The 22030-nt window shown below is 69.2% G+C and carries 17 protein-coding genes; 7 read left to right on the top strand and 10 right to left on the bottom strand.

Annotated features, from left to right (window positions below):
* The first annotated feature begins 1 nt into the window (after position 1).
* The 3 genes from AC1DMS_RS10530 to AC1DMS_RS10540 all read left to right on the top strand — a co-directional run bounded on the left by AC1DMS_RS10530 (position 2) and on the right by AC1DMS_RS10540 (position 3814).
* On the top strand, positions 2-1030 hold the full coding sequence (locus tag AC1DMS_RS10530) for an ABC transporter ATP-binding protein (RefSeq protein ID WP_278874899.1): 1029 nt from the start codon (positions 2-4) through the stop codon (positions 1028-1030).
* Positions 1027-2025: an ABC transporter ATP-binding protein gene (locus tag AC1DMS_RS10535; RefSeq protein WP_062362518.1), complete on the top strand. Its 999-nt coding sequence runs from the start codon at positions 1027-1029 to the stop codon at positions 2023-2025. The genes AC1DMS_RS10530 and AC1DMS_RS10535 overlap by 4 nt, the downstream gene beginning before the upstream one ends.
* Before the next feature lie 328 nt (positions 2026-2353).
* Positions 2354-3814 carry an N-acyl-D-amino-acid deacylase family protein gene (locus tag AC1DMS_RS10540; protein WP_062362522.1) on the top strand — a complete coding sequence of 487 codons (1461 nt, stop codon included), beginning with the start codon at positions 2354-2356 and terminating at the stop codon, positions 3812-3814.
* Between the two features lie 6 nt (positions 3815-3820).
* On the opposite strand, the gene AC1DMS_RS10545 is transcribed toward AC1DMS_RS10540, so the two are convergent.
* The 5 genes from AC1DMS_RS10545 to AC1DMS_RS10565 form a co-directional block, all read right to left on the bottom strand.
* Entirely contained in the window at positions 3821-4033 is a 213-nt protein-coding gene (locus tag AC1DMS_RS10545) for a hypothetical protein (RefSeq protein ID WP_012746693.1), read from the bottom strand.
* A gap of 134 nt (positions 4034-4167) precedes the next feature.
* Entirely contained in the window at positions 4168-5064 is an 897-nt protein-coding gene (locus AC1DMS_RS10550; RefSeq protein WP_062362525.1) for a ZIP family metal transporter, read from the bottom strand.
* 107 nt (positions 5065-5171) lie between these two features.
* Positions 5172-6071 (bottom strand): dienelactone hydrolase family protein, encoded by a 900-nt coding sequence (locus AC1DMS_RS10555; RefSeq protein ID WP_062362528.1) that lies wholly within the window; start codon positions 6069-6071, stop codon positions 5172-5174.
* 105 nt (positions 6072-6176) lie between these two features.
* Entirely contained in the window at positions 6177-6914 is a 738-nt protein-coding gene (locus tag AC1DMS_RS10560) for an aspartate/glutamate racemase family protein (protein ID WP_062362530.1), read from the bottom strand.
* A 19-nt stretch (positions 6915-6933) separates the two neighbouring features.
* The gene (locus AC1DMS_RS10565; protein WP_012746689.1) at positions 6934-7821 is read right to left on the bottom strand and encodes a transporter substrate-binding domain-containing protein; all 888 of its coding nucleotides are present in this window, start codon (positions 7819-7821) and stop codon (positions 6934-6936) included.
* A gap of 235 nt (positions 7822-8056) precedes the next feature.
* Between AC1DMS_RS10565 and AC1DMS_RS10570 the strand changes: the two genes are divergently transcribed.
* Positions 8057-9277, top strand: coding sequence for a D-amino acid dehydrogenase (locus tag AC1DMS_RS10570; RefSeq protein WP_478180972.1), 1221 nt, complete (start codon positions 8057-8059; stop codon positions 9275-9277).
* A gap of 18 nt (positions 9278-9295) precedes the next feature.
* On the opposite strand, the gene AC1DMS_RS10575 is transcribed toward AC1DMS_RS10570, so the two are convergent.
* From AC1DMS_RS10575 to polA, 3 genes are read right to left on the bottom strand one after another with little or no spacing between them, the layout of a single operon-like run.
* Positions 9296-10198: a LysR family transcriptional regulator gene (locus AC1DMS_RS10575; RefSeq protein WP_012746687.1), complete on the bottom strand. Its 903-nt coding sequence runs from the start codon at positions 10196-10198 to the stop codon at positions 9296-9298.
* Positions 10199-10205: 7 nt separating this feature from the next.
* A complete protein-coding gene (locus AC1DMS_RS10580) occupies positions 10206-11492 on the bottom strand; it encodes a M20/M25/M40 family metallo-hydrolase (protein ID WP_478180973.1) in 1287 nt (428 codons plus the stop codon).
* Positions 11493-11525: 33 nt separating this feature from the next.
* The gene (polA, locus tag AC1DMS_RS10585; RefSeq protein WP_478180974.1) at positions 11526-14348 is read right to left on the bottom strand and encodes a DNA polymerase I; all 2823 of its coding nucleotides are present in this window, start codon (positions 14346-14348) and stop codon (positions 11526-11528) included.
* A gap of 97 nt (positions 14349-14445) precedes the next feature.
* On the opposite strand from polA, the gene AC1DMS_RS10590 reads away from it, so the two are divergent.
* From AC1DMS_RS10590 to AC1DMS_RS10600, 3 genes are read left to right on the top strand one after another with little or no spacing between them, the layout of a single operon-like run.
* Positions 14446-14811 carry a hypothetical protein gene (locus AC1DMS_RS10590; protein WP_436043034.1) on the top strand — a complete coding sequence of 122 codons (366 nt, stop codon included), beginning with the start codon at positions 14446-14448 and terminating at the stop codon, positions 14809-14811.
* Between the two features lie 43 nt (positions 14812-14854).
* Positions 14855-15901, top strand: coding sequence for a homoserine kinase (locus AC1DMS_RS10595; RefSeq protein WP_436043032.1), 1047 nt, complete (start codon positions 14855-14857; stop codon positions 15899-15901).
* A 10-nt stretch (positions 15902-15911) separates the two neighbouring features.
* Positions 15912-16736: a BPSS1780 family membrane protein gene (locus tag AC1DMS_RS10600; protein ID WP_018903138.1), complete on the top strand. Its 825-nt coding sequence runs from the start codon at positions 15912-15914 to the stop codon at positions 16734-16736.
* Between the two features lie 12 nt (positions 16737-16748).
* On the opposite strand, the gene AC1DMS_RS10605 is transcribed toward AC1DMS_RS10600, so the two are convergent.
* Together AC1DMS_RS10605 and AC1DMS_RS10610 are read right to left on the bottom strand one after the other, a co-directional pair.
* Positions 16749-18269: a DUF3999 domain-containing protein gene (locus AC1DMS_RS10605; protein ID WP_436043030.1), complete on the bottom strand. Its 1521-nt coding sequence runs from the start codon at positions 18267-18269 to the stop codon at positions 16749-16751.
* A complete protein-coding gene (locus tag AC1DMS_RS10610; protein WP_478180975.1) occupies positions 18266-21964 on the bottom strand; it encodes a DUF2339 domain-containing protein in 3699 nt (1232 codons plus the stop codon). Before AC1DMS_RS10610 ends, AC1DMS_RS10605 begins: the two co-directional genes overlap by 4 nt.
* Between the last annotated feature and the right edge of the window lie 66 nt (positions 21965-22030).

The following is a 22030-nucleotide window of genomic DNA, read 5'->3' on the forward strand; positions in this document are numbered from 1 at the left end:
CATGGCACCCATGTCCCATCTTGCGCTCGCGCCCGGCGAGCCCCTGCTCGAAGTCGACAACCTGCGCACCCATTTCCATACGCTGGCCGGCGTGGTGCGCTCGGTCGACGGCGTTTCATACACCGTGCGCGCGGGCCGCACGCTCGGCGTGGTCGGCGAGTCGGGCTGCGGCAAGAGCGTGACCGCGCTCTCGATCCTGCGGCTGGTGCCCACGCCGCCCGGCCGCCACATGGGCGCGGTGCGCCTGCGCGGCACCGACCTGATGCGGCTCAGCGAACGCGAGATGCGGCAGATCCGCGGCAACCGCATCTCGATGATCTTCCAGGAGCCGATGACCTCGCTGAACCCGGTGCTCACCGTGGGCCGGCAGATCGCCGAGACGGTGCAGCTGCACCAGAAGGCCAGCCGCGCCGACGCGCTGCAGCGCGCGGTGGAAATGCTGCGCGTGGTGCAGATCCCCGAGCCCGAGCGGCGCGTGAAGGAGTATCCGCACCAGCTCTCTGGCGGCATGCGCCAGCGCGTGATGATCGCGCTGGCCCTGGCCTGCAACCCCGAGGTGCTGATTGCCGACGAGCCCACCACCGCGCTCGACGTGACGATCCAGGCGCAGATCCTCGACCTCATCAAGCGGCTGCAGAAGGAACTGGGCATGGGCGTGGTGATGATCACGCACGACCTCGGCGTGGTGGCCGAGAGCTGCGACCGCGTGGTCGTGATGTATGCCGGCAAGAAGGTCGAAGAGGCCGACGTAGTCGACCTGTTCGACCGGCCGCTGCACCCCTACACGCGCGCGCTGATGGCCTCGATGCCGTCGATGAACACCGCGAGCACGCGGCTGGCCGAGATCCCGGGGCTGGTGCCGGCCGCGCACGAACTGGGCCGCGGCTGCGCCTTTGCGGCGCGCTGCAGCCAGGCGCGCGAGCGCTGCCGCGCGGAGACGCCGCACCTCACACTGCAGGGCGGCGACCACGTGGTGGCCTGCTTCGCCGTCGAAGAACAATGGGCCGATGCCGCCGAGGTGAGCGCATGACGACGACAACCACAGCCCCGCTGCTCCAGGTGCGCAACCTGCGCAAGCACTACCTCTCGCCCAAGCGCTGGCTGCGGCCGGCCAGGCCCGCGATCCAGGCGGTCGACGGCGTCTCGTTCTCGGTGGCGCGCGGCGAAACGCTGTCGCTGGTCGGCGAATCGGGCTGCGGCAAGACGACCACCGCCAAGTCGGTGATGCGGCTGGTGGAGCCGACCTCGGGCTCGGTGGAGCTCGAAGGCGAGGAATTGCTGACGCTCTCCGCCAACGAGATGCGGCTGCGCCGGCGCCAGCTGCAGATCATCTTCCAGGACCCGTATGCCTCGCTCAATCCGCGCCTCACGGCCGGCGACATCGTGGCCGAGCCGATGCGCAACTTCAGCAGCTTCGGCACCGGCACAGCGGCCGAGCGGCGCGAACGCGTGCAGTGGCTGTTCTCGCGCGTGGGCCTCAGGCCCGAGGCGGCGAAGAAATTTCCGCACGAGTTCTCGGGCGGCCAGCGGCAGCGTCTGGGCATTGCGCGCGCGCTGGCGCTCAACCCCAAGCTGATCGTCTGCGACGAGCCGGTGTCCGCGCTCGACGTGTCGGTGCAGGCGCAGGTGGTGAACCTGCTGATGGACCTGCAGGCCGAGTTCGGCATCGCCTACCTGTTCGTCGCGCACGATCTCGCGGTGGTGCGCCACATCAGCCACCGCGTGGCTGTGATGTACCTCGGCCACATCGTCGAGATCGCGGACCGGAACACGCTGTTTTCCGCGCCGCGGCATCCCTACACCGAGATCCTTCTTTCGGCCGTGCCCGTGCCCAATCCGCGCACACCGGCGTGCCGCATGCTGCTGCAGGGCGACCCGCCGAGTCCCGCCAACCCGCCGTCGGGCTGCCGCTTCCACACGCGCTGCCCGATGGCACAGGCGGTGTGCAAGGAACAGGTGCCCGAGTTGACGGAACGACCCTCGTCTTCCAATGGCGGGCATTGGGTGGCTTGCCACTTTCGCTGAGGTGGAGGTGTGGATGCCGCTTGTTCAGGGCGTTGCTCCCGCCGACGGGGTACCTTGCTCCGCGAATGTCCCCCGCCCTTCGGGCTCCTCCTTAATTTCGCTGCGCAAGGCACCCCATCAGCGGGTGCGTTGGACAGAGCAGTCGTCGATCAGCGGTACACCCAGAGCGTGCCCAGGTGCACAGGGCATCGGGTGCTCCCCGCAGCGAAATCAAGGAGGAGGCCGCAGGCCGGGGGACATTCGCGGAGGGGAGTACCCGGTGGCCTGTGCACGCGCCCCGAACAAGAGCGCCCCAAACAAACGTCCTTGAAAACATGAAAGGCCTCGCATGAGCACACTCAAAAACCACTACGACCTGCTGATCCGCGGCGGCACCGTGATCGACGGCACCAAGGCGCCGCGCTTCGAGGCCGACGTAGGCATTGCCCGCGGCCGCATCGCCGCCATCGGCAATCTTGCAGGCCACACCGCCGACCGGACGCTCGACGCCACCGGCCGCATTGTCGCGCCCGGCTTCATCGACTCGCACACGCACGACGACCAGGCCGTGCTGTCGCAGGCGCAGATGCCGTTCAAGGTGTCGCAGGGCGTGACCACCGTGATCGCGGGCAACTGCGGCATCAGCGCCGCGCCGCTGCGCGAAGACATGGAGCTGCCGATGCCGCTGAGCCTGCTCGAGTCGCCGGCCGCGGGACGCTTCACGAGCTTCGCGGCCTACCTCGATGCGCTGCGCGCCACGCCATCGTCCGTGAACGTGGCCGCGATGGTGGGGCACTCGACCCTGCGCGCCGTGGTCATGTCCGACCTCGACCGACCCGCCAACGACAGCGAGATTGCCGCCATGCAGGCCCTGGTCGAGGAAGCGATGCAGGCCGGCGCCATCGGCCTGTCGACCGGCACCTTCTACCCACCGGCCGTCAAGGCGACGACCGAGGAGATCATCGAGGTCGCCCGCCCGCTCAGCGCGCGCAAGGCGCTCTACGTGACGCACATGCGCGACGAGGCCGACCGCGTGATGGAGTCGCTCGAAGAAACCTTCCACATCGGCCGCGCGCTCGGCATTCCCGTGGTGGTGTCGCACCACAAGGTGCAGAACGCGCAGAACTTCGGCAAGAGCAAGGTCACGCTGCCCTTCATCAAGGAAGCGATGCGCCACCAGTGCATCGGGCTCGACTGCTATCCCTACACGGCAGGCTCCACCATGATCCGCACCGACCGCGGCATGATGGACGGCCGCGTGCTGATTGCATCGAGCGTGCCGCACCCCGAATGCGCCGGGCGCGACCTGAAGGACATCGCGGTCGAATGGGGCGTGTCCGGCGAAGAGGCGGCCAAGCGGCTTTCGCCGGGCAGCGCGATCTATTTCATGATGGACGAGGACGACGTGCAGCGCATCCTCGCCTTCGAGGACACCATGATCGGCTCCGACGGCATTCCGCTCGGCGAGAAGCCGCATCCGCGGCTATGGGGCACCTTCCCGCGCGTGCTGGGCCACTACAGCCGCGACGTCGGCCTGTTTCCGCTGGAGACGGCGGTGTGGAAGATGACCGGGCTCACCGCGCGCAACTTCGGGCTGCACGAGCGCGGCGCGCTGAAGCCGGGCCACCATGCGGACGTGGTGATCTTCGATGCCCAGGCGGTGCGCGACACGGCCAGCTACGCGTCGCCGACCTTGCCGGCCGAAGGCATCGATGCGGTGATCGTGAACGGCGCCGTCACCTGGCAGCACGGCGCGCACAGCGGCGCGCGCAACGGGCAGGTGATCACGCGGCGCGACGCGAAGGCCTGACGGGGATCAGTCGGGGGCGTTCATCACGCGGTCGAACTCCTCGTCGGCCGGAACGTTGTCGGCGTCGAGCTCGCTCGCATCGGTGAGATCGATGCCGGTTTCCTCCGACAGGTCGTCGGAGATTTCGCTGTCGGTCTCCTCGAAGTCGTCGGCTGGCGTGTTGTCGTCGTCTTCGTCGGACGACGAGGCGGAACGCGCGGTGGCGTCGACGTGAATCATGATCGGCTCCTCAGGCTGAATACGGAACGAACCCCTATAGTGCGCCTGTTTCGGCCATTCCGGTTCACCTCAGGCGCGGCGTCGGTGTCGGAAAGTTTCGCTGCACCGGCGCCGGCGGCCTGGCCGCCCTGCTCTCAGTCCTTGTGGACGTGGCCATGTTCCCCGTGGCCTTCGTCCTGGCCATGGTCGCCGTGGCCGTGCTCGCCGTGCGCGAGCCGGCTCACCAGCGTGACCAGCGCGATGCCCACCACCAGCCACACGATCTGCGCCGCGGTCTGCCGCGCGGGCAGCCGCTTCTGCAGCTGGGGAATCAGGTCGGCCAGCGCCACGTAGACGAAGCTGCTGCTGGCCAGCACCAGGAAGTACGGCAGCCAGCCGTGCAGCTGGTCGACCAGCCACCATCCCACGATGCCGCCGAGCATGGTCATGGTGCCGGCCAGCGACACCTTGACGAGCGCCGCGCGCTGGTTGGCCGAGCTCTGGCGCAGCACGACCAGGTCGCCGATGTGGTGCGGCACCTCGTGCGCCAGCACGGCCACGGCCGCCACCAGGCCGAGGCGTATGTCCGCGATGAAGGCCGACGCAATCAGGATGCCGTCGCCGAAGCAGTGCACGCTGTCGCCGGTGAGCACGGCCCAGCCGCCGCCGGTGCGGGGCGCGTGGGCATGCGCATGGCCGTGGTGGTGGCCGTGGTCGTGGCCATGGCCGTGATCGCCGTGATCGCCGTGATCGCCGTGATGGTGCTCGTGCCCGTGGTGCCAGAGCTCGGCCTTGTCGAGCAGGAAGAAGAACACCAGGCCGAACAGCAGCACGCCGAACAGCAGCGCGGGCTCGATGCGGCTTTCGAAGGCTTCGGGCAACAGGTGCATGAACGCGGTGGCCAGCAGCGCGCCTGCGGCCAGGCTCAGCAGGTGCTGCGAATTCACGCCGCCCGAACCGTTGCGAACGCCCACGCGCAAGAGCAATGCGGCCAGCCACACGCTTCCGATGCCGGCCACCAGGGTCGCCGCGATGATCACTATCAAATTCATAGCTGCTTGCGCAATGTCGATGGGCATCGATGCCCGATACCGTTCATAAAAAGAGAAAAGGCCGTCACGGGGACGGCCTTCGGCGGAGGGTGGCTGCTGGCTGCCCGTCAGGCGACGCCATTGGCTTTGAACCAGGCCGTGGCGCGCTGCCATCCGTCTTCGGCCGCGCTCTTCACGTAGCTCGGGCGGTAGTCGGCATGGAACGCGTGGCCTGCTTCGGGATACACGACGAAGCTCGAAGCCTTGGCCGCCGGGGTTCCGGTGGCGAGGGCGGCTTTCATCTTATCAACCGTGTCAAGGGGGATGCCCTGGTCCTTGCCGCCGTAGAGGCCGAGCACCGGCGCCTGCAGGCTGGCCGCGACGTCGATCGGATGCCTGGGCGTGAGTTGGCTCGGCTGGCCGACCAGCCGGCCGTACCAGGCCACGCCGGCCTTGACCTTGCCGGTGGCCGCGTAGAGCCACACGAAGCGCCCGCCCCAGCAGAAGCCGGTGATGCCCGCCTTGGCCACGTTGCCGCCGTTGGCCGCGGCGTACGCGAGCGCGCCGTCGAGGTCGGCCAGCACCTGCGCATCGGGCACCTTGCTCACGATGTCTGCCTGCAGCTTGGGAATGTCGGTGTAGCTCTTGGCATCGCCCTGGCGCGCATAGAGCTCGGGCGCAATGGCCAGGTAGCCGAGCTGGGCGAAGCGGCGGCAGGTGTCGGCGATGTATTCGTGCACGCCGAAGATCTCCTGCACCACCAGGATCACGGGCAGGCCGGTCTTGCCGGCCGGCGCGGCCGTATAGGCCGGCACCTCGAAGCCATTGACGGTGTACTTGACGGGGCCGGCCTTCAGGCCTTCGGCCGAGGTGCTGATGGCAGTCTGCGCCACGACCGGCATGACCGCGGCCGCGTAGCCCACGCCAATGGCGGCCTTGAGCGCGGTGCGCCGCGTGGCGCCCTGCTCGGTGCTCTGGCCGGGGCGAAGCGAATCGAAATCGGAACGGCTGTCGTCGCGAAGGGACATGGGTAGGGCTCCAGTTGAATCGTCGGACAAGGACGGCATGCACGAAAAACGCACGCCGCAATGTAGGCGAAATCAGCCAGCCCCGTCTGCCGGCAGGGTTGCTTGCTAGTCGCGGTAGGCGCGGCGCGCCAGTGCGGCGGCCAGCACCTGTGCCGGGTCGACCAGGCTCAGCCCGGCCACGGCGGCCGAGCCCTGCAGCCCGAGCGGAACCTCGGTGCAGCCCATGATGATGGTGACCGGCCCGTGGCGCTCTGCGAGCCGCAGCGCCACCTGAGAAAAACAGGCCTCGGCGAGCTGCATGTTGCCGGCCTTGACGCCGTCGAAGATGCCGCGCGTGATGATGCGGCGCTCCTCGGCCAGCGGCACATGGCAGTCGAGCCCCGCCTCGGCCAGCGCCTGTTCGTAGAGCCGCACGCGGTAGGTGCCTTCGGTGGCCATCAGCGCCACGCTGCCCGTGCCCTGCGCGGCCAGATGCAGCGCCACCTCGCGTGCCATGTGCAGCAACTCGACCTGCGGAAAGCGTTCCTGCAGCCGGGCATGCCAGGCATGCGCGGTGTTGCAGGCAATGGCCACCGCCTGGCTGCCCAGCGCGGCAAGCCGCCCGAGCGCCTGCAGCATCGGCTCGAGCGGCTGGTGCGCGCCGTTCTCGGCCGAGCCCAGCGCATCGGTGCGGTCGGGCACCGGCACCTGCGCGAGCCAGTGCTCCGGAAAGGACTGGTCCCGCACCGGCTCCCCGCGCGCGCGCATCTGCTGCGCGCAGGCCTGCACGAACAGCCGGACGAAATCGGCTCCCGCCGCAGGGCCCATGCCGCCCAGGATGCCGACTACGTTCGTGGAAGCCATGGTCCGGTCCGTCCGTGGGTCAGGTCGCTGGCTTGTCGGAAGGCGCCTTGATGTTGTCCTTGAGCTGCTGGCTCATGGGCAGGTTCAGCGGCACGTTCTTCGGCGGGATCGGCGACATGAACCACTTGTTGTAGAGCTTCTCGAACTCGCCGCTCTTCATCATGCCGATGAAGGTGTCGTCCACCAGCTTCTTGAAGGCCGGGTCGTCCTTGGGCAGCATGCAGGCATAGGGCTCGACCTGCAGCGGCTCGCCCACCACCTCGTAGTCGGCCGGGTTCTTGGCGTTGGCGATCAGGCCGAACAGCAGGATGTCGTCCATTGCAAACGCCACGGCGCGGTCGCTTTCCACGAGCAGGAAGGCATCGGCGTGGTCCTTGCCGAGCACGATGTCCATGTCGAGGTTCTTCTCGGTGTTGTACTTGCGCATGACCAGCGCATTGGTGGTGCCGGTGGTGCTGGCCACCGTCTTCTTGGCGAGGTCGGCGTAGTCCTTGATCTTCGAGGACTTCTTCACCAGCAGGCGCGTGCCGGTGTAGAAATGGTTCACGGCAAAGGCCACGTCCTTGCCGCGCGCGCTGTTGTTGGTGGTGGAGCCGCACTCCAGGTCGACGGTGCCGTTGGTGATGAGCGGAATGCGGTTCTGCGAGGTCACCGGCATCAGCTGCACCTGCAGGCTGGGCTTGTTGAGCTTCTTCTTCACCGCCTCGACCACGGCGTTGGAGAGTTCGACCGAGAATCCGATCGGCTTGTTGGGGCCGTCCAGGTAGCTGAAGGGCACCGACGACTCGCGGTAGGCGAGCGTGATCTTGCCGGACTCGGCGATCTTGGCCAGCGTGTCGGCGGCCTGGACGCCCGTGGCGGTAAGCAGCACCACGGCAGCGGCAGCCATCAATGCGGAGAGTTTCATGCGAGCCTTCTTCAGGTTGGTTGAACAGAACAGCCAGTGTAAGAAGGAGTGACACATCGCGACAATTCCAAATGAACCCTAGGCCATACCCAAAGGTTATGGGTTAAGGCAGGCGGACGGACGGGGCATGCGCTTTGGCTATGGGCCACCGCGCTTTTGGCATTTCCGGCCGGCGCGGCGCGCACCTACAGTCGACGCTGTCCCCTCTTCACCCCCTCTTCGGAAAGTTGCCTCCATGCATGTGTGTGTGCTGGGCGCCGGCATCGTGGGCCTGGCCACCGCCTGGCAGCTCGAACGCCGGGGCCACCAGGTCACGGTCGTCGACCGCGCCGCCCCCGGTGCGGGCGCGAGCGGCGGCAATGGCGCGCAGCTCAGCTACTCGTACGTGCAGCCGCTGGCCGATCCGTCGATCTGGAAGCAGTTGCCCAAGCTGCTGCTCTCGCCCTCCTCGCCGCTCAAGCTGCGGCCCCAGCTCGACCCGCTCCAGTGGCGCTGGGGCCTGGCCTTCCTGGCCGCCTGCAATGCGCAGACCTCGCGCAGCACCACCGCGCAATTGCTCGCGCTGGCCGCGTTCAGCCGCACCGGGTTCGAGGCGATGCAGGCCGACGTGGCACCCGACTGCGACTTTTCCGCCACAGGCAAGCTGGTGCTGTATGCCAGCGCGGCCTCGCTTGACGGCGCGCGCGCGCAGCTCGAACTGCAGCGCGCCCTGGGCAGCGAGCAGCGCATCGTCTCGCCCGACGAATGCGCCGCCATCGAGCCCGCGCTCGCGGACTACCGCAGCCAGATGGCGGGCGCCGTCTACACGCCGAGCGAATGCGCGGCCGACTGCCTCAAGGTCTGCGCCGAACTGCAGCGGGTGCTCGGCGCGCGCGGCGTGCGTTTTGTGCTCGGCGCCGATGTGCACGGCTTCTCGCGCAGCAACGGCCGGGTGGCGGCGGTGAACACCAGTGCCGGCGACATCGAGGCCGATGCTTTCGTGATGGCACTGGGCTCGGCCTCGCACAGGCTCGGGCGCGCGCTGGGCGCCTACCTGCCGGTGTATCCGCTCAAGGGCTACAGCATCACGATGGAGGTCGACCCCTCGCCCGGCGCCGCGCCCACGGTGAACGTGACCGACAGCGCCCGCAAGGTGGTGTTCGCGCGCATCGGCTCGCGGCTGCGCGTGGCGGGCATGGCGGAACTGGTGGGGCACGACGCGAGCATCCCGGCCACGCGCATCGAGACGTTGGCTGCCGCCACGCGCGCCGTCTTCCCGCATGCAAGCCGGCTCGAGGAACTGCATCCGTGGACCGGCATGCGGCCGGCCACGCCCAAGGGGCTGCCGATCATCGGGCGGCTCGCGAGCGCGCCCGCGAACATGCTGTTCAACACCGGGCATGGCGCGCTGGGCTTCACGCTGGCTTTCGGCTCGGCGCAGCGGATTGCCGAGGCGCTGGAGCCCGCGGCTTCCTGAGTTGCCGCGCCAGCGGTGTCAGACGGCCTGCTCGATCGCCTCGCGCATGCAGCGCGTGATGCCGCGCACCGCCACCGAATCGGGCTTGCCCGCAAAACGCAGGGCGCGCACCGGCACCGGAATGTGCGGCTCGAGCGCCAGCACGTCGACCTTGGCGGCGTCCGCCGAACGCGCCGTGCAGCCATCGACCAGCGCCACGCCCAGCCCGTGGTGCGCCATCGACAGCGCGGCGTGGTAGGTCTGCACCGTGACCACCGCCTGCTGGAAGCCGACGCCCGCCTGGCGGCAGGCTTGGCTCAGGCTGGTGCCCACCGGGTCGCGGCTGTCGAGCCCGATCACCGGCCGGTCGACCAGGTCGTGCAGCGCCACCGAGCCGTTGCGCACCAGCGCGCGCGGCAGCATGCCCTTGGGCGCGATGCACACCATGCGCGTGTCGGCCAGCGTTTCCTGCGTGAGCGAGGGATGCACCGCGGGGCTGAAGACAAAACCCACGTCGGCCTCCTGCAGCAGCAGCGCCGACATGATCTGCGGCGAGTGCAGCGACTCCACCGTGATCGCATAGCCCGGGTGCTTCTCGCGGAAGGCCTTGAGCGCGCGCGGCAGCACCTCGTAGCTCAGCGCCAGCACGCTCAGGATGCGCAGCTCGCCGGTGTCGCTGCCCGCGCGCAGGTTGGCGGCCAGGCGCTGCACCTCGTCGAGCTGCGCAAACAGCCGCTCGATGTGCGGATAGAGCGTGAGCGCCTCGGTGGTCGGCGTGAGCCGGCCCTTGGCGCGCTGGAACAGCGGAAAGCCCAGCTGCAGCTCGGCATGCTGCAGGGTGCGGCTCACCGCCGGCTGCGTGATGTTGATGAGCCGCGCCGCCGCGCTCACGCTGCCCGTGAGCATGATGGCGTTGAAGACCTCGATGTGGCGCAGGCGCATGGCCGGCTCAGTTGCCTGCGACCTTGCTGCGGGAGAGATCCATCACCATGCGGGTTGCAAGATAGAGCCTCGGCTCGATGGAGTCGACCAGCACGTACTCGGCATCGGCCGAATGCGCGCCGAAGCCCTGCAGGCCGAAGCGCTCCACCACCGGCGCCTTGGTCTTGAGCGCGGCAAAGGCGGCATCGGTGCCGCCGCCGGCCACCTTGTCGTCGGCGCCCAGCGGCCGGCCGAGCTCGTCCTTGTAGATCTGCTGCGCGTGCTTCGCAAGCGCGAGCGAGGCATCGGTGGCTTCGAGCGGCGGACGGCGGCGCTCGAACTTCATCTCGACCTTGGCCTCCGGGATCAGCTGCTTCTTCACGCGCTCCTGCACCTGCTGCTCGATGCGGTCGTAGTCGCTCACCTTGAGCACGCGCACGTCGGCGCCCGCGGTGGCGCTGGCGGGGATCACGTTGCGATTGCTGCCCGACTTGGAGATGGTCCAGTTCATCTTCAAGCCGGTGGCGGGGTCGGACAGGTCGCGCATCTGCAGGATCTGGTGCGACAGCTCGTAGAGCGCATTCACGCCCAATTCCGGCGCCGAGCCCGCATGCGAGGCCTTGCCCGTGACGTTGAGCGTGACCGAGGCAATGCCCGCGGTGGCCAGCGAGAGCTTGTCTTCCTTGACCGAAGCGCCCTCGAACGACAGCACCGCGTCGTGCTCGCCGCCCAGCCGCGTGATGAGCGCGCGCGCGCCCGGCGAGCTGATTTCCTCGTCGCCGTTGATCAGCACGGTGAGCGTGCCGTAGTCCTTGAACTTCAGTGCCTGCAGCATCGCGACCGTGTGCGTGATGACCGCCACGCCCTGCTTGTCGTCGGCAATGCCCAGGCCATAGGCCTTGTCGCCCTCGACGCGGAACGGCTGCTTGTTGAGCATGCCCACGGTGTAGACCGTGTCCATGTGCGCGATGAGCATGATCTTCTTCTTGCCCGTGCCCTTGAAGGTGGCGCGCACGGCCCGGCCGATCTTCTCGGGCGTGTCTTCCATGCGGTAGGCCTCGGCGCTGGTGTCGACCAGCTCGACCTCGCCGCCCATGGCCTTGAACTTTGCGGCGATGAGGTCGGAGATCTTCTCCAGGCCCTCGAGGTCGCGGCTGCCCGATTCGATCGAGACCAGTTCCTTCAGCGTCTCGAGCAGCGCGGGCTTTTCCTTGGCGGCCAGCGAGGCGATGCGGGCATCGGGGGCGGCAAATGCGGTGCCCAGGCATGCGGCGCAAACGGCGGCGAGCAGGAATTTGCGGGGCTGGAATGTCATGTGCGTGCTTCTTCTTTCTTCAGTGGGTGGGGATCAGTGCGCCTTGTCCCAGTTGGGTCCGATGCCGATCTCGGCCAGGAGCGGCACCTTGAGCTCGGCCACGCCGGCCATCAGGCGCGGGATCTCGGTGCGCACCCATTCGATCTCGGCCTCGGGCACTTCGAACACCAGTTCGTCGTGCACCTGCATGATCATGCGGGTGGCGCGCTTCTCTTCGTCAAGCACGTTCTGTACCTTGATCATGCTGAGCTTGATCAGGTCAGCGGCCGTGCCCTGCATGGGCGCATTGATGGCCGCGCGCTCGGCACCGCCGCGGCGCGGGCCGTTGGGCGAATTGATCTCGGGCAGGTAGAGGCGCCGGCCGAACACGGTCTCGACATAGCCCTTTTCCTTGGCCAATGCCTTGGTCTCGTCCATGTACGCCTTCACGCCCGGATAGCGCGCAAAGTAGCGGTCGATGTAGGAGGCCGCGGCCTTGGTCTCGATGCCCAGGTTGCGCGCCAGGCCGAAGCTGCTCATGCCGTAGATGAGCCCGAAGTTGATCACCTTCGCATAGCGGCGCTGCTCGCTCGACACCTGGTCGGGCGTGGCGCCGAACACCTCCGCCGCGGTGGCGCGGTGCACGTCGATGCCCTCCCTGAAGGCGCGCAGCAGCGACTCGTCGCCGCTGATGTGGGCCATGATGCGCAGCTCGATCTGCGAGTAGTCGGCGCTCGCGATCACGCTGCCGGGCGGTGCAACGAAGGCCTCGCGCACGCGGCGGCCTTCGGGCGTGCGGATCGGGATGTTCTGCAGGTTGGGATCGTTGCTCGACAGCCGCCCCGTCACCGCCACGGCCTGTGCATAGTGCGTGTGGACGCGGCCGGTGCGCGGGTTGGCGAGCTGGCCGAGCTTGTCGGTGTAGGTGCCCTTGAGCTTGGACAGGCCGCGGTGCTCGAGGATCTTGGCCGGCAGCGGATAGTCCTCGGCCAGTTTCTCGAGCACTTCCTCGTCGGTGCTGGGCGCGCCGCTCGGCGTCTTCTTGACCACCGGCAGGCCCAGCTTGGTGAAGAAGATCTCGCCGATCTGCTTGGGCGAACCCAGGTTGAAGGGCTGGCCCGCGATCTCGTAGGCCTCCTGTTCGAGCGCCATGATGCGCGTGCCGAGTTCGTGGCTCTGCGCGGCCAGCGTGGGCGCATCGATCAGCACGCCGTTGCGCTCGACGCGGTAGAGCGCCTCGCTCGAATCCATCTCGAGCTGGTAGATGAAGCGCAGCTTCTCGTCGCGCTCGATCTGCGGCCACAGCGCCAGGTGCACGTCGAGCGTCTGGTCGCTGTCCTCGCACGAATATTCGGCGGCCTTGGCGATGTCGACCTGGCTGAACGGGATCTGGTGCGCGCCCTTGCCGCACAGGTCTTCGTACGAGATGCCGCTGCGGCCCAGGTGGCGTTCGGCCAGGCTTGCGAGCCCGTGCGGCCGGTGCGCCTCGAGCACATAGCTCTGCAGCATGGTGTCGTGCGCATAGCCCTGCACTTCGATGCCGTGGTTGGCGAACACATGGCGGTCGTACTTGATGTGCTGGCCGAGCTTCTTTTTCGCGGGGTTTTCGAGCCAGGGCTTGAGCCTGGCGAGCACCTCGTCGATGGGCAGCTGCGCGGGCGCGTCGGGATAGTTGTGCGCCAGCGGAACGTAGGCCGCCGCGCCGGGCTCGATGCTGAAGCTCACGCCGACGATGCGCGCCACCATCTCGTCGAGCGAGGTGGTCTCGGTGTCGATGGCGGCCAGCTCGGCGGCCTCGAGCTTGGCGAGCCAGGCGTCGAACTGTTCCCAGGTGGTGATGGTGTCGTACTTCAGGTTGCTCGCGGGCGATGCGGCCTCCAGCGCGCCGAGCTCGGCCGATTCGTCGAAGAGGCCGCCCTGGTCGGCGCTCGCAGCGGCGCCACGGGCCATCTGCTTCTTGATGTTCTCTTCGATCAGCTCGGGCGGCACTTCCAGCGCCTCGAGCGACTTGACCAGGCTCTTGAAGCCGAACCGCTCGTAGAAGGGCTTGAGCTCGGCGGTCTGCGGCGCGCCCACCGGCAGGCCTTCGAGCGAGGGCAGGCCGACCACGTGCGCGGCCAGGTCGCAATCGGTGCGGATGGTGACGAGCTGGCGGCTCAGCGGGAGCTTGTCCAAGGCCTTGCGCAGGTTCTCGCCGGCTTGTCCCTTGACTTCGGCGGCGCGTTCGATCAACGCGTCGAGCGAGCCGTATTCGAGCAGCCACTTGGCAGCTGTCTTGGGACCGACCTTCTCGACGCCGGGCACGTTGTCGACCGCATCGCCGACCAGCGTCTGGTAGTCGATCATCAGGTTGGGCGGCACGCCGAACTCAGCCGTGACCCCCGCCACGTCGCGCTTCTTGCCGTTCATCGTGTCGATGATGGTGATGTGCTCGTCCACCAGCTGGCTCAGGTCCTTGTCGCCGCTCGACACGATCACTTCGACGCCCTGCTGCGCCGCGGTCTTGGCGAGCGTGCCGATCACGTCGTCGGCCTCGATGTCGGGCACGCAGAGCACCGGCCAGCCCATCAGCTTGACCACCTCGTGGATGGGGTCGATCTGGCTGCGCAGGTCGTCGGGCATGGGGGAGCGGTTGGCCTTGTATTCGGGGTACAGGTCGTCGCGGAAAGTCTTGCCGGGTGCATCGAAGATGCAGGCCGCGTAGTCGGCGCGCACCTCGCGGCGCAGCGCCGTCATCATGTTGATCATTCCGCGGATGGCGCCGGTCGCCGGGCTCTTCGGGTCGCCGGGCACGGCCCGCAGGTCGGGCATGGCATGGAAGGCGCGGTAGAGATAGCTCGAGCCATCGACGAGCAGCAGCGTTTTCTTGTCGGTCATCGGGCCATTTTGCCGTGCCCGGACCGGCATCCCGAACCACGCCTGCAAGCGCCGCCCGCCGACACGCCGAAAGCGCCCCCGCGCCTACAATCCCGCTATGCCTAGCCCCACACTCCTGGTCGCCCGCCGCATCCTGCTGGCGCTGGCCTTTGCCGTCCCCGTTGCCGCCGTCCAGGCGCAGCCCGCGCCCGCCGTAACGCCTGCGCCGGCCGAGCCGCTACAAAATCAGGAGCAGGCCGAAGGCCGCCGCAACCAGAAGGTCGAGCACATCCACACGGAAGACAGCGGCGCCTCGGTCGACGAGGTGCGCTACGGCGGCCGCACGCAGAGCATCAACGTGAAGCCCAAGGCCAATGTGCCGGGCTACGAGGTGCGGCCCAACGATCCAGGCGCGCGTACGGGTTCCGGCGATGCCAACTCGAACGGCAATGGCGCCCGGGTCTGGAACGTGATGAAGTTCTGACCGTGCCGCGCCTTCCATCTGCAGCAAGACGCTGAGCACCGCCATGGCAGTTTTTACCGAAGTCGAGTTCGGCGAGGCGGACGCGCTCGTGCAGCGCCTGGGCCTCGGCCCCCTGCGCGAGCTGCGCGGCATCGAGGGCGGCATCGAGAACACCAACTACTTCGCGACCACCGAAAGCGGCGAGTTCGTGCTGACGCTGTTCGAGCGCCTCGGCGCCGAGCAGCTTCCCTACTACCTTTGTCTGATGAAGCACCTGGCGGGCCGCGGCCTGCCGGTGCCCGAGCCGGTGGCCGACCCGGCCATCCAGCCGCCCTCGGGCCATGCGCTGACGATTCCCGCGAACGCCCCGTGCGAACTGCTGCTCAAGGTGGCGGGCAAGCCGGCCGCGCTGGTGCAGCGGCTCTCGGGCCGCAGCGAGCTCGCGCCGGGCACGGCCCATTGCGCCGAGCTGGGCGCCCTGCTCGCGCGCATGCACCTGGCCGCGCGCGACTTTCCGCGCATCCAGCCGAACCTGCGCGGCCTCGCATGGTGGAACGACACCGTGCCGGTGGTGCTGCCCTACGTGGACGAATCCCAGGCGGCGCTGCTGCGCGCCGAACTCGCGTATCAAAACCATATCGCCGAATCGTCGGCCTACGCGGCGCTGCCGCACGGCCCCGTGCATGCCGACATGTTCCGCGACAACGTGATGTTCGCCACCGGAGACGACGCCGGCACGGCGCCGCGCCTCACCGGCGTGTTCGACTTCTATTTCGCGGGCACCGACACCTGGCTGTTCGACCTGGCCGTGTGCCTGAACGACTGGGCCATCGATCTTTCGACCGGCCGGCACGACGCCGAACGCGCCGATGCGCTGCTCGCGGCCTATGAAAGCGTGCGCCCGCTGAATGCGGCTGAGCGCGCCCTGCTGCCCGCCATGCTGCGCGCCGCGGCGCTGCGCTTCTGGATCTCGCGGCTGTGGGACTTTCACCTGCCGCGCGAAGCCAGCATGCTCAAGCCGCACGACCCGGCGCACTTCGAGCGCGTGCTGCGCGAGCGCGCCACCCATCCGCATGCCATGGCGCAGTCGCTCGAGCCGCTGCCCGCCTGACCCTTCAAAAATGAAACTCCACATCGTGCCGGCGCGAACCGGCGCCGAATGGGTCCGCCTCGGGCTCAAGACCTTCTGGCGGCAGCCGCTCGCCTTCATCTCGCTGTTCTTCCTGCTGATGGCGCTGATCTCGACGGTGTCGCTGCTGCCGCTGGTGGGCAGCGTGCTGGCGCCGATCCTGCTGCCCTTCATGACGCTGGGCCTGATGGTGGCCACTTCAATTGCCTACACCGACAACGCCGAGGGTGCCGGCACCGCCGGCCATGCGCAGCGGCCCACCGGCTCGGCCATGTTCGTGGCGGTGGCGGCCGCCATGCGCACCGAGTGGCGCTCGCTGGTCAAGCTCGGCGTGATCTCGGCGGCGTATTTCGTGGTGGCGGTGCTGCTCACGAGCTTCATCGACGGCGGACAGCTGGCACGCGCCTACCTGCTCGACGACATGCCCTCGGCCGAGACCATCGCGAGCAGCGACTTCCAGGTCGCGCGCATGTTCCTCATGTGCCTGAACCTGCCGCTCTCGCTGGCAATGTGGCACGCCCCGGCGCTCGTGCACTGGCACGGCGTGGAGCCGGTCAAGAGCATCTTCTTCAGCGTGGTGGCACTGTTCCGCAACTTCGGCGCCTACGCGCTCTTCGTGCTGGCGTGGTTCGGCGTGTTCCTGCTCGCGGGCATCGGCATGGGGCTCATCGCCACCGTGCTGATCGGCGTGGGCGCGGCGGCCGGCGGCGCGGCGCTCATCGGCAACGTGCTGATCGTGGGATCGGCGCTGGTGCTCGCGGCCATGTCGCTGAGCTCCACCTGGTTCACCTTCCGCGACAGCTTCGATCCGAGCTGATCCGCCTCCTCCTCAATCGGCCGCGGCCTTGTCCTTGCGCAGGCTCGCGAACAGCGACCAGGCCATGCCAGCCAGCAGCAAGAGGCCGATGCCCAGCGCGCCCCACAGCCACCACTTGCGCGCCGGATCCGGCGGCGTGGGCACCGGCAATTGCGCCGCCGCGGCCACTGCTGCATCGACGGCGGCCACCGGCGGCTGCGGCAGCACGACGGTGGCCTCGTCCGCCGCCACCGGCTTGTTCGCGCTGTAGCCCGGCAGCAGGGTGGCAAGCGCGAGCGCCGCGCCGGGCGGACCGCCCTGCACGGCGTTCTTCGGCGGCACGGCATTCCAGGCCAGCGAATAAGGTGCGGCACCTTGCGCCAGGAACACCAGCGTGCGCGGCGTGGCGCCCACCACAATCGACGGCGGCGCCGCGCCCAGCAGGCTCACCGGTCCGGCGGTGCGCAGCCGCAGGTGCGTGTAGCGCGCGCCGTCCAGCGCCAGCACCGGCGAGCGCGCCTCGCCGCCCGTTTGCGCAAGGCGGTACACCACGGTGTCGAGCAGCGGCACCTCGCCCGCGCTGCCGGTGGGCGCCACAGGCGGGCGCTGCCGATGCCGCAGCGCATACAGCGGATTGCGCGGCACGGGCGCCGGATCGGCGGGGACCGTGGGCGTGGCGGCGAGCAGGCCCGAGATGCCGACCTGCGCCAGCGTGTTGACGTCGGCCAGGTCGATGCGCAGCGCTTCCACCGGCAGGCCGCGCGGCAGTGCGTAGTCGCAATGGTCGGCGCCGCAGCGCTCCGGCTTGAGCGCGCCGGACCATTGGAGCGGCGCCGCGGGTTCGGCCTCCTGCACGCTGTCGATTGCCACGCCGGTCAGCGGCGCGCCGTTCTGCGGATCGCTCCAGCGCAGGCGCAGGAAGCGCGCATGCACGCCGCCCAGTTCGACCGCGAGGCGTTCGATGGTCTGCCCGCCGTGCGCAAGCCGCACCAGCTGTTCTTCGCCCCCAACTGGCCGCCAGTGCCGCAGGTCGTCGCTGGCCTCCAGCCTGAAGGCGAACAGGCCGCGCGCCTCCGGCGCCACCTCGAAGCGCGCCTGCAGCAGGCCGCCCTTGAGCTGGCTCGCATCGATCAGCCACTGCGCCGCCTCGGCCTGCTGGCGCGCTGGCTTGCGGGCCAGCGCCAGCGAGCCGTCGGGACGCACCCTGAAGCCCAGCGATGCCTCGTCCGATGCATCTGCGGCACCCGCGGGCAGCGCAAAGATCGGCACTTCCTTCGAGCTGAAGCGCGGGGCCGCGGCCTCGTCGCGCAGCCATGCGTAGGGCACGGCATTGCCGGTGGCATTGCGCACCCGGATGTCGCGCAGGTCGCTGCGCGCGGCCAGGCCGTAGATGCCCAGCGGCAGTGTGAGCCGGTAGTACGGCCCGCTGCCCTGCAGGGCAATGGGCGCGGTGGTGGCGGGCTGCGCGCCGGCCGCACCACACCAGGTCGCGGCCATGGCCACGGCGAGGCGAACACCCGCCAGAAGAAGCGACGGCTTCGTGTTCTGCTTCATGCTGCACCTCCTTCGGGCAACACAACATCTTTCTCCTTTTCGATCTTCTTCGGCGGCACGGGCGCGAAATAGCCCACCAGCAGCAGCAATGCGCCCACCGCGATGAACGACACGATGCGGAACAACCCGCCCCGGTCCGCCAACTCGACAAAGAACAGTTTCAGCACCACAACGCCAAGCAGCGTCGCGCCGCCGACCCACAGGGTGCGCACCCCGCGTGCATGGCCGAGCACCATGGCGGCCACGCCGCAGACGGCCCAGGTGATCGAAAGCGCCGCCTGCGTGAGCCACGAGGCGTAGAGCGCGTCGAAACGCCATTCGACGCCCGCATAGTGATGGCAGCTGCGCAGCACCATGCCCGTCAGGAGCGCCAGGCCGGTGAGGCCGAGCACGCCCTTCGCCACCATGGGCTGCACGCGGGCGAACGACGCCTCGGGCAAGGCGCGCCACCAAAGCACCAGCGCGAACAGCACCAGCCACTGCGCAAGCTCGAGCGGATTCAAGAGCGGCACGTAGGGCAGCGGCGCCGCGTCGCCCGGGCTCGCGCCGTTGGTGACCCAGGCCCAGGCGAGCAGATAGGCCGCCACCGGCATCGCCGCGACTTCGAGGTAGGCGGCGCGGTATTCGGCCAGCGGCCAGCGCTGCAGCAGCGCGCGCGAGCGCAGCATCCACAGCGCCACCGCGGGCACGATGGCCCAGCCCAGCAATTGCCAGCTCGACCATTCCGCGCCGACGCGCCCGAGCTGCCACTGGCACTCGCGCGCCGCGAGCAGCACAAAGAACCAGAAGCCCGCCACGTGGAAAGGCACCAGCGCCGATGCGCCCAGCCAGCGCCTTTGCGCATGCAGCAGCCGCAGGTGCCACAGCAGCGCCAGCGGCCAGGCGATCCAGCCGAGCGCACTCGACGGCACGTAGACCAGCGGCGCTGCCAGCGCAACGGCATGGACGGCGATCAGGCCGAGGCCCGGCAAGGTGGCCAGGGTCGCGCGGCCGAGCTGCGGCCAAATGCGCCGGTGCGCCACGAGCGCCGAAAGCGCGGAGGTCACGAGCACGATCGCCACCGCAGCCGCGGCCAGGTGCGCGGCCAGCCCGTTGCGGCGCAGTACCTCGCCCGTTTCGTCGAGCCAGCCGAAGAGCCACCAGCCCAGCCCCCAGACCACCGGCAGCCACAGCGCGGCGGGATTGGCGCACCAGTCGTTGATCCAGCGCTTGCGCGGAGCCACGGTACCGCCGCCGGTGGCGCGCCGCCCTGCTTCGCCGCTGATCCAGCCGCCGGCCAGCAGCGCCGCGAGCCCCAGCACCACCGGCGTCCAGAAGCCCAGGTGCGCGAAAGCCGGCGGCGCGGCTTCCGCATGAAAGATGCGGCCGTAGACGTGAAGCAGCGCCGAGACGAGCTGCAGCACGCCCGCCAGCGCCGCGAGCGGCCCGTGCGCGATGCGCAGCGCCACCCAGAGCACCACGGTCGCCGTGATCGGCCACAGCAGCGCCGCCTGCGCAAGGCTCAGCTGGAACAGCATCGCCAGATGCAGCAGGCCCACGCCCGCGATCACCGCGATCGCATTGCCCAGCGACCACACCGGCTGGATGCCGCGTACCAATGCCGCGCGGTGCGCCTGCAGCATCGACCACGCGGCGCTGCCGAGCAGGCTCAGCGCGATCAGGCTCGCCGCCGCCGCGCCCTGCCAGCCGCTCGCCAGCACCTCGCCGCCGCGATGCGCATCGGCAACCTGGTGCAGCGTGGCGATGAAGCCGGCCACCGCCAGCGCCTGCATGCCATAGCTCACGAAAGCCAGCGGCCGCAACTGCAAGCGCACCGACACCGCAAAGGCGGCAGAAGCCAGCACCGCGGTTGCCGCCGCCGCCCACGGCGGCGTGAACCACTGCCACAGCAGCAGCGTGAGCGCGCCCATGCCGAGCCACGGCAGCGCGGTCCCCGCCAGCGCCTCCCAGCCGTTGCCTTCATCGAGCTTCGCGCCGCGATGAATCGCCCACATCGCGAAGGCGCTGACTGCCACCAGCAGCGGCCCGATCACCGATCCCTGCAGCAGCGGATGCCCCGCCGCCGCGTCGAGCTGCGTGGCTTCGAGCAGCTTCCACACCGCGCCGGCAAACACCACGAACGAGAAGGCGCGCGCATACACGCGCTGCTGCCGCGCGCCCAGCCAGTACATGCCGGCCGCTTCCACGGCCCAGGCCGCACCGGTCCACCGGCCTTCGAGGCCCAGCGGAATGGCGAGCGTGCCGAAGATCACGCCCACGATGGCGTAGGCCTCCGCCAGCAGCGCGAGGCCCTTGGGCTGCGTGGCGAACACCAGGCGGCCCAGCACCAGGTAGAAGGCCGCGAGCGCCATGGCCGAGAACGCGGCGCCGTACGCCCACGGCTGCATCAGCAGCACCTGCATGCCGAAGGCGACCATGGGCGTGCCGAACACCAGCGAGCTGTCGACGCGGCCCGCACGGCGCAGCGTATCGAGCGCACGCGCGGCCAGCGGCTGCGCAGGCTGCACCGGCGCGTCGAACAATGTGCGGCGCGCGAACAGCAGGCCGATGGCGACGAACAGCAGGAAGAACACCAGCAGGAAGGGCTGCACGATGCCGTACTGGTCGTGCGTGTAGTACCTGTGCGCCCACCCCGCGGCCAGCGTGAAAGTGCCGACGAAGCCGATCAGGTTCAGCACGCGCCAGGCCTTGAACCACGCGATCAGCACGATGCCCACGTCGAGCACCAGCAGGTAGGTCAAAAGCCCCACCGGCCGGTTCTGCCCGGTGGACGCGAGCACCGGCGCCGCAAAGCCCTCGAGCACCGCGACGATGGCCAGCAGCGGCGCGTTCTGCAGCACCGCGAGCACCGCGCTCAGCACGGCCACGCCAAACAGGAAGGCGAAGCCGGCGGTCGGCGGCAGCAGCTCGTGCAGCTTCATCGCTGCCAGCGTCGTCAGGTAGAACACGCCGATGCCGGCGCCCTGCAGGATCAGCGCGTAGCCGGTGCGCTTGCGGCGCAGCAGCCAGCCCAGCGCCAGCAGGCCCGCGCCCACCAGTGCCACCGCCGCATAGCGCAGCTCGACAGGCACCGTGACGCGCTCGGCCGTGTAGCGCAGCAGGAAGGCCAGCCCGAGGAACAGGATCAGCACGCCGAGCTTCACCAGCATGTTGCCGCCGAAGACCAGGTTGGCGATGGGCGCGGGCAGGCGGTCGCGCAGCGGGACCGGCGGTGGTGGGCGCCGCGGTGGTGCCGGCATGGCCGCGGGCGGCCTGGCAGGCGCGGGCGCAGCGGCTTCGGGCGGCGGCTGGATTGCTGCGGGCCGGATCTCCGGCAGCGGAACATGCGCCGCGGCAACACCTGCATCGGCCACTGCCGCGGGCCGCACGGCAAGCGGCACGGGGGGCGCGGCCTGGACCGCCGGATCGATGGGCGGCGCGAGCACCGCGCCGCCCGCACCCTGTGCCAGCCGCTGTTCGAGCAGGCTCACGCGCTGTTCGAGTTCGGTCACGCGCTGCTGCAGTGTCGACATGCTGCCTGCGGGTGGCGCGGCCGCGCCGCTGGAAGGCTGTGCGCTCTCAGCCTCGCTGCGCGCGGGTCCGGCGGCGGTTTTCTTGCCGATGATCTTCGGCAGCGCGAACGCGCCGACCACCGCCAGGATCAGCGCGGCCGGAACCGATTCGGCCAGGGCCCCGATGAAAAGACCGGCGATCATGCCAAGGAACCACATCCTCAACTCCCCCGTTTTTGGCGAGCATGGAGTGTACGGCGGTTGCCCGAC

Source organism: Variovorax sp. 05T418, from assembly GCF_056396385.1.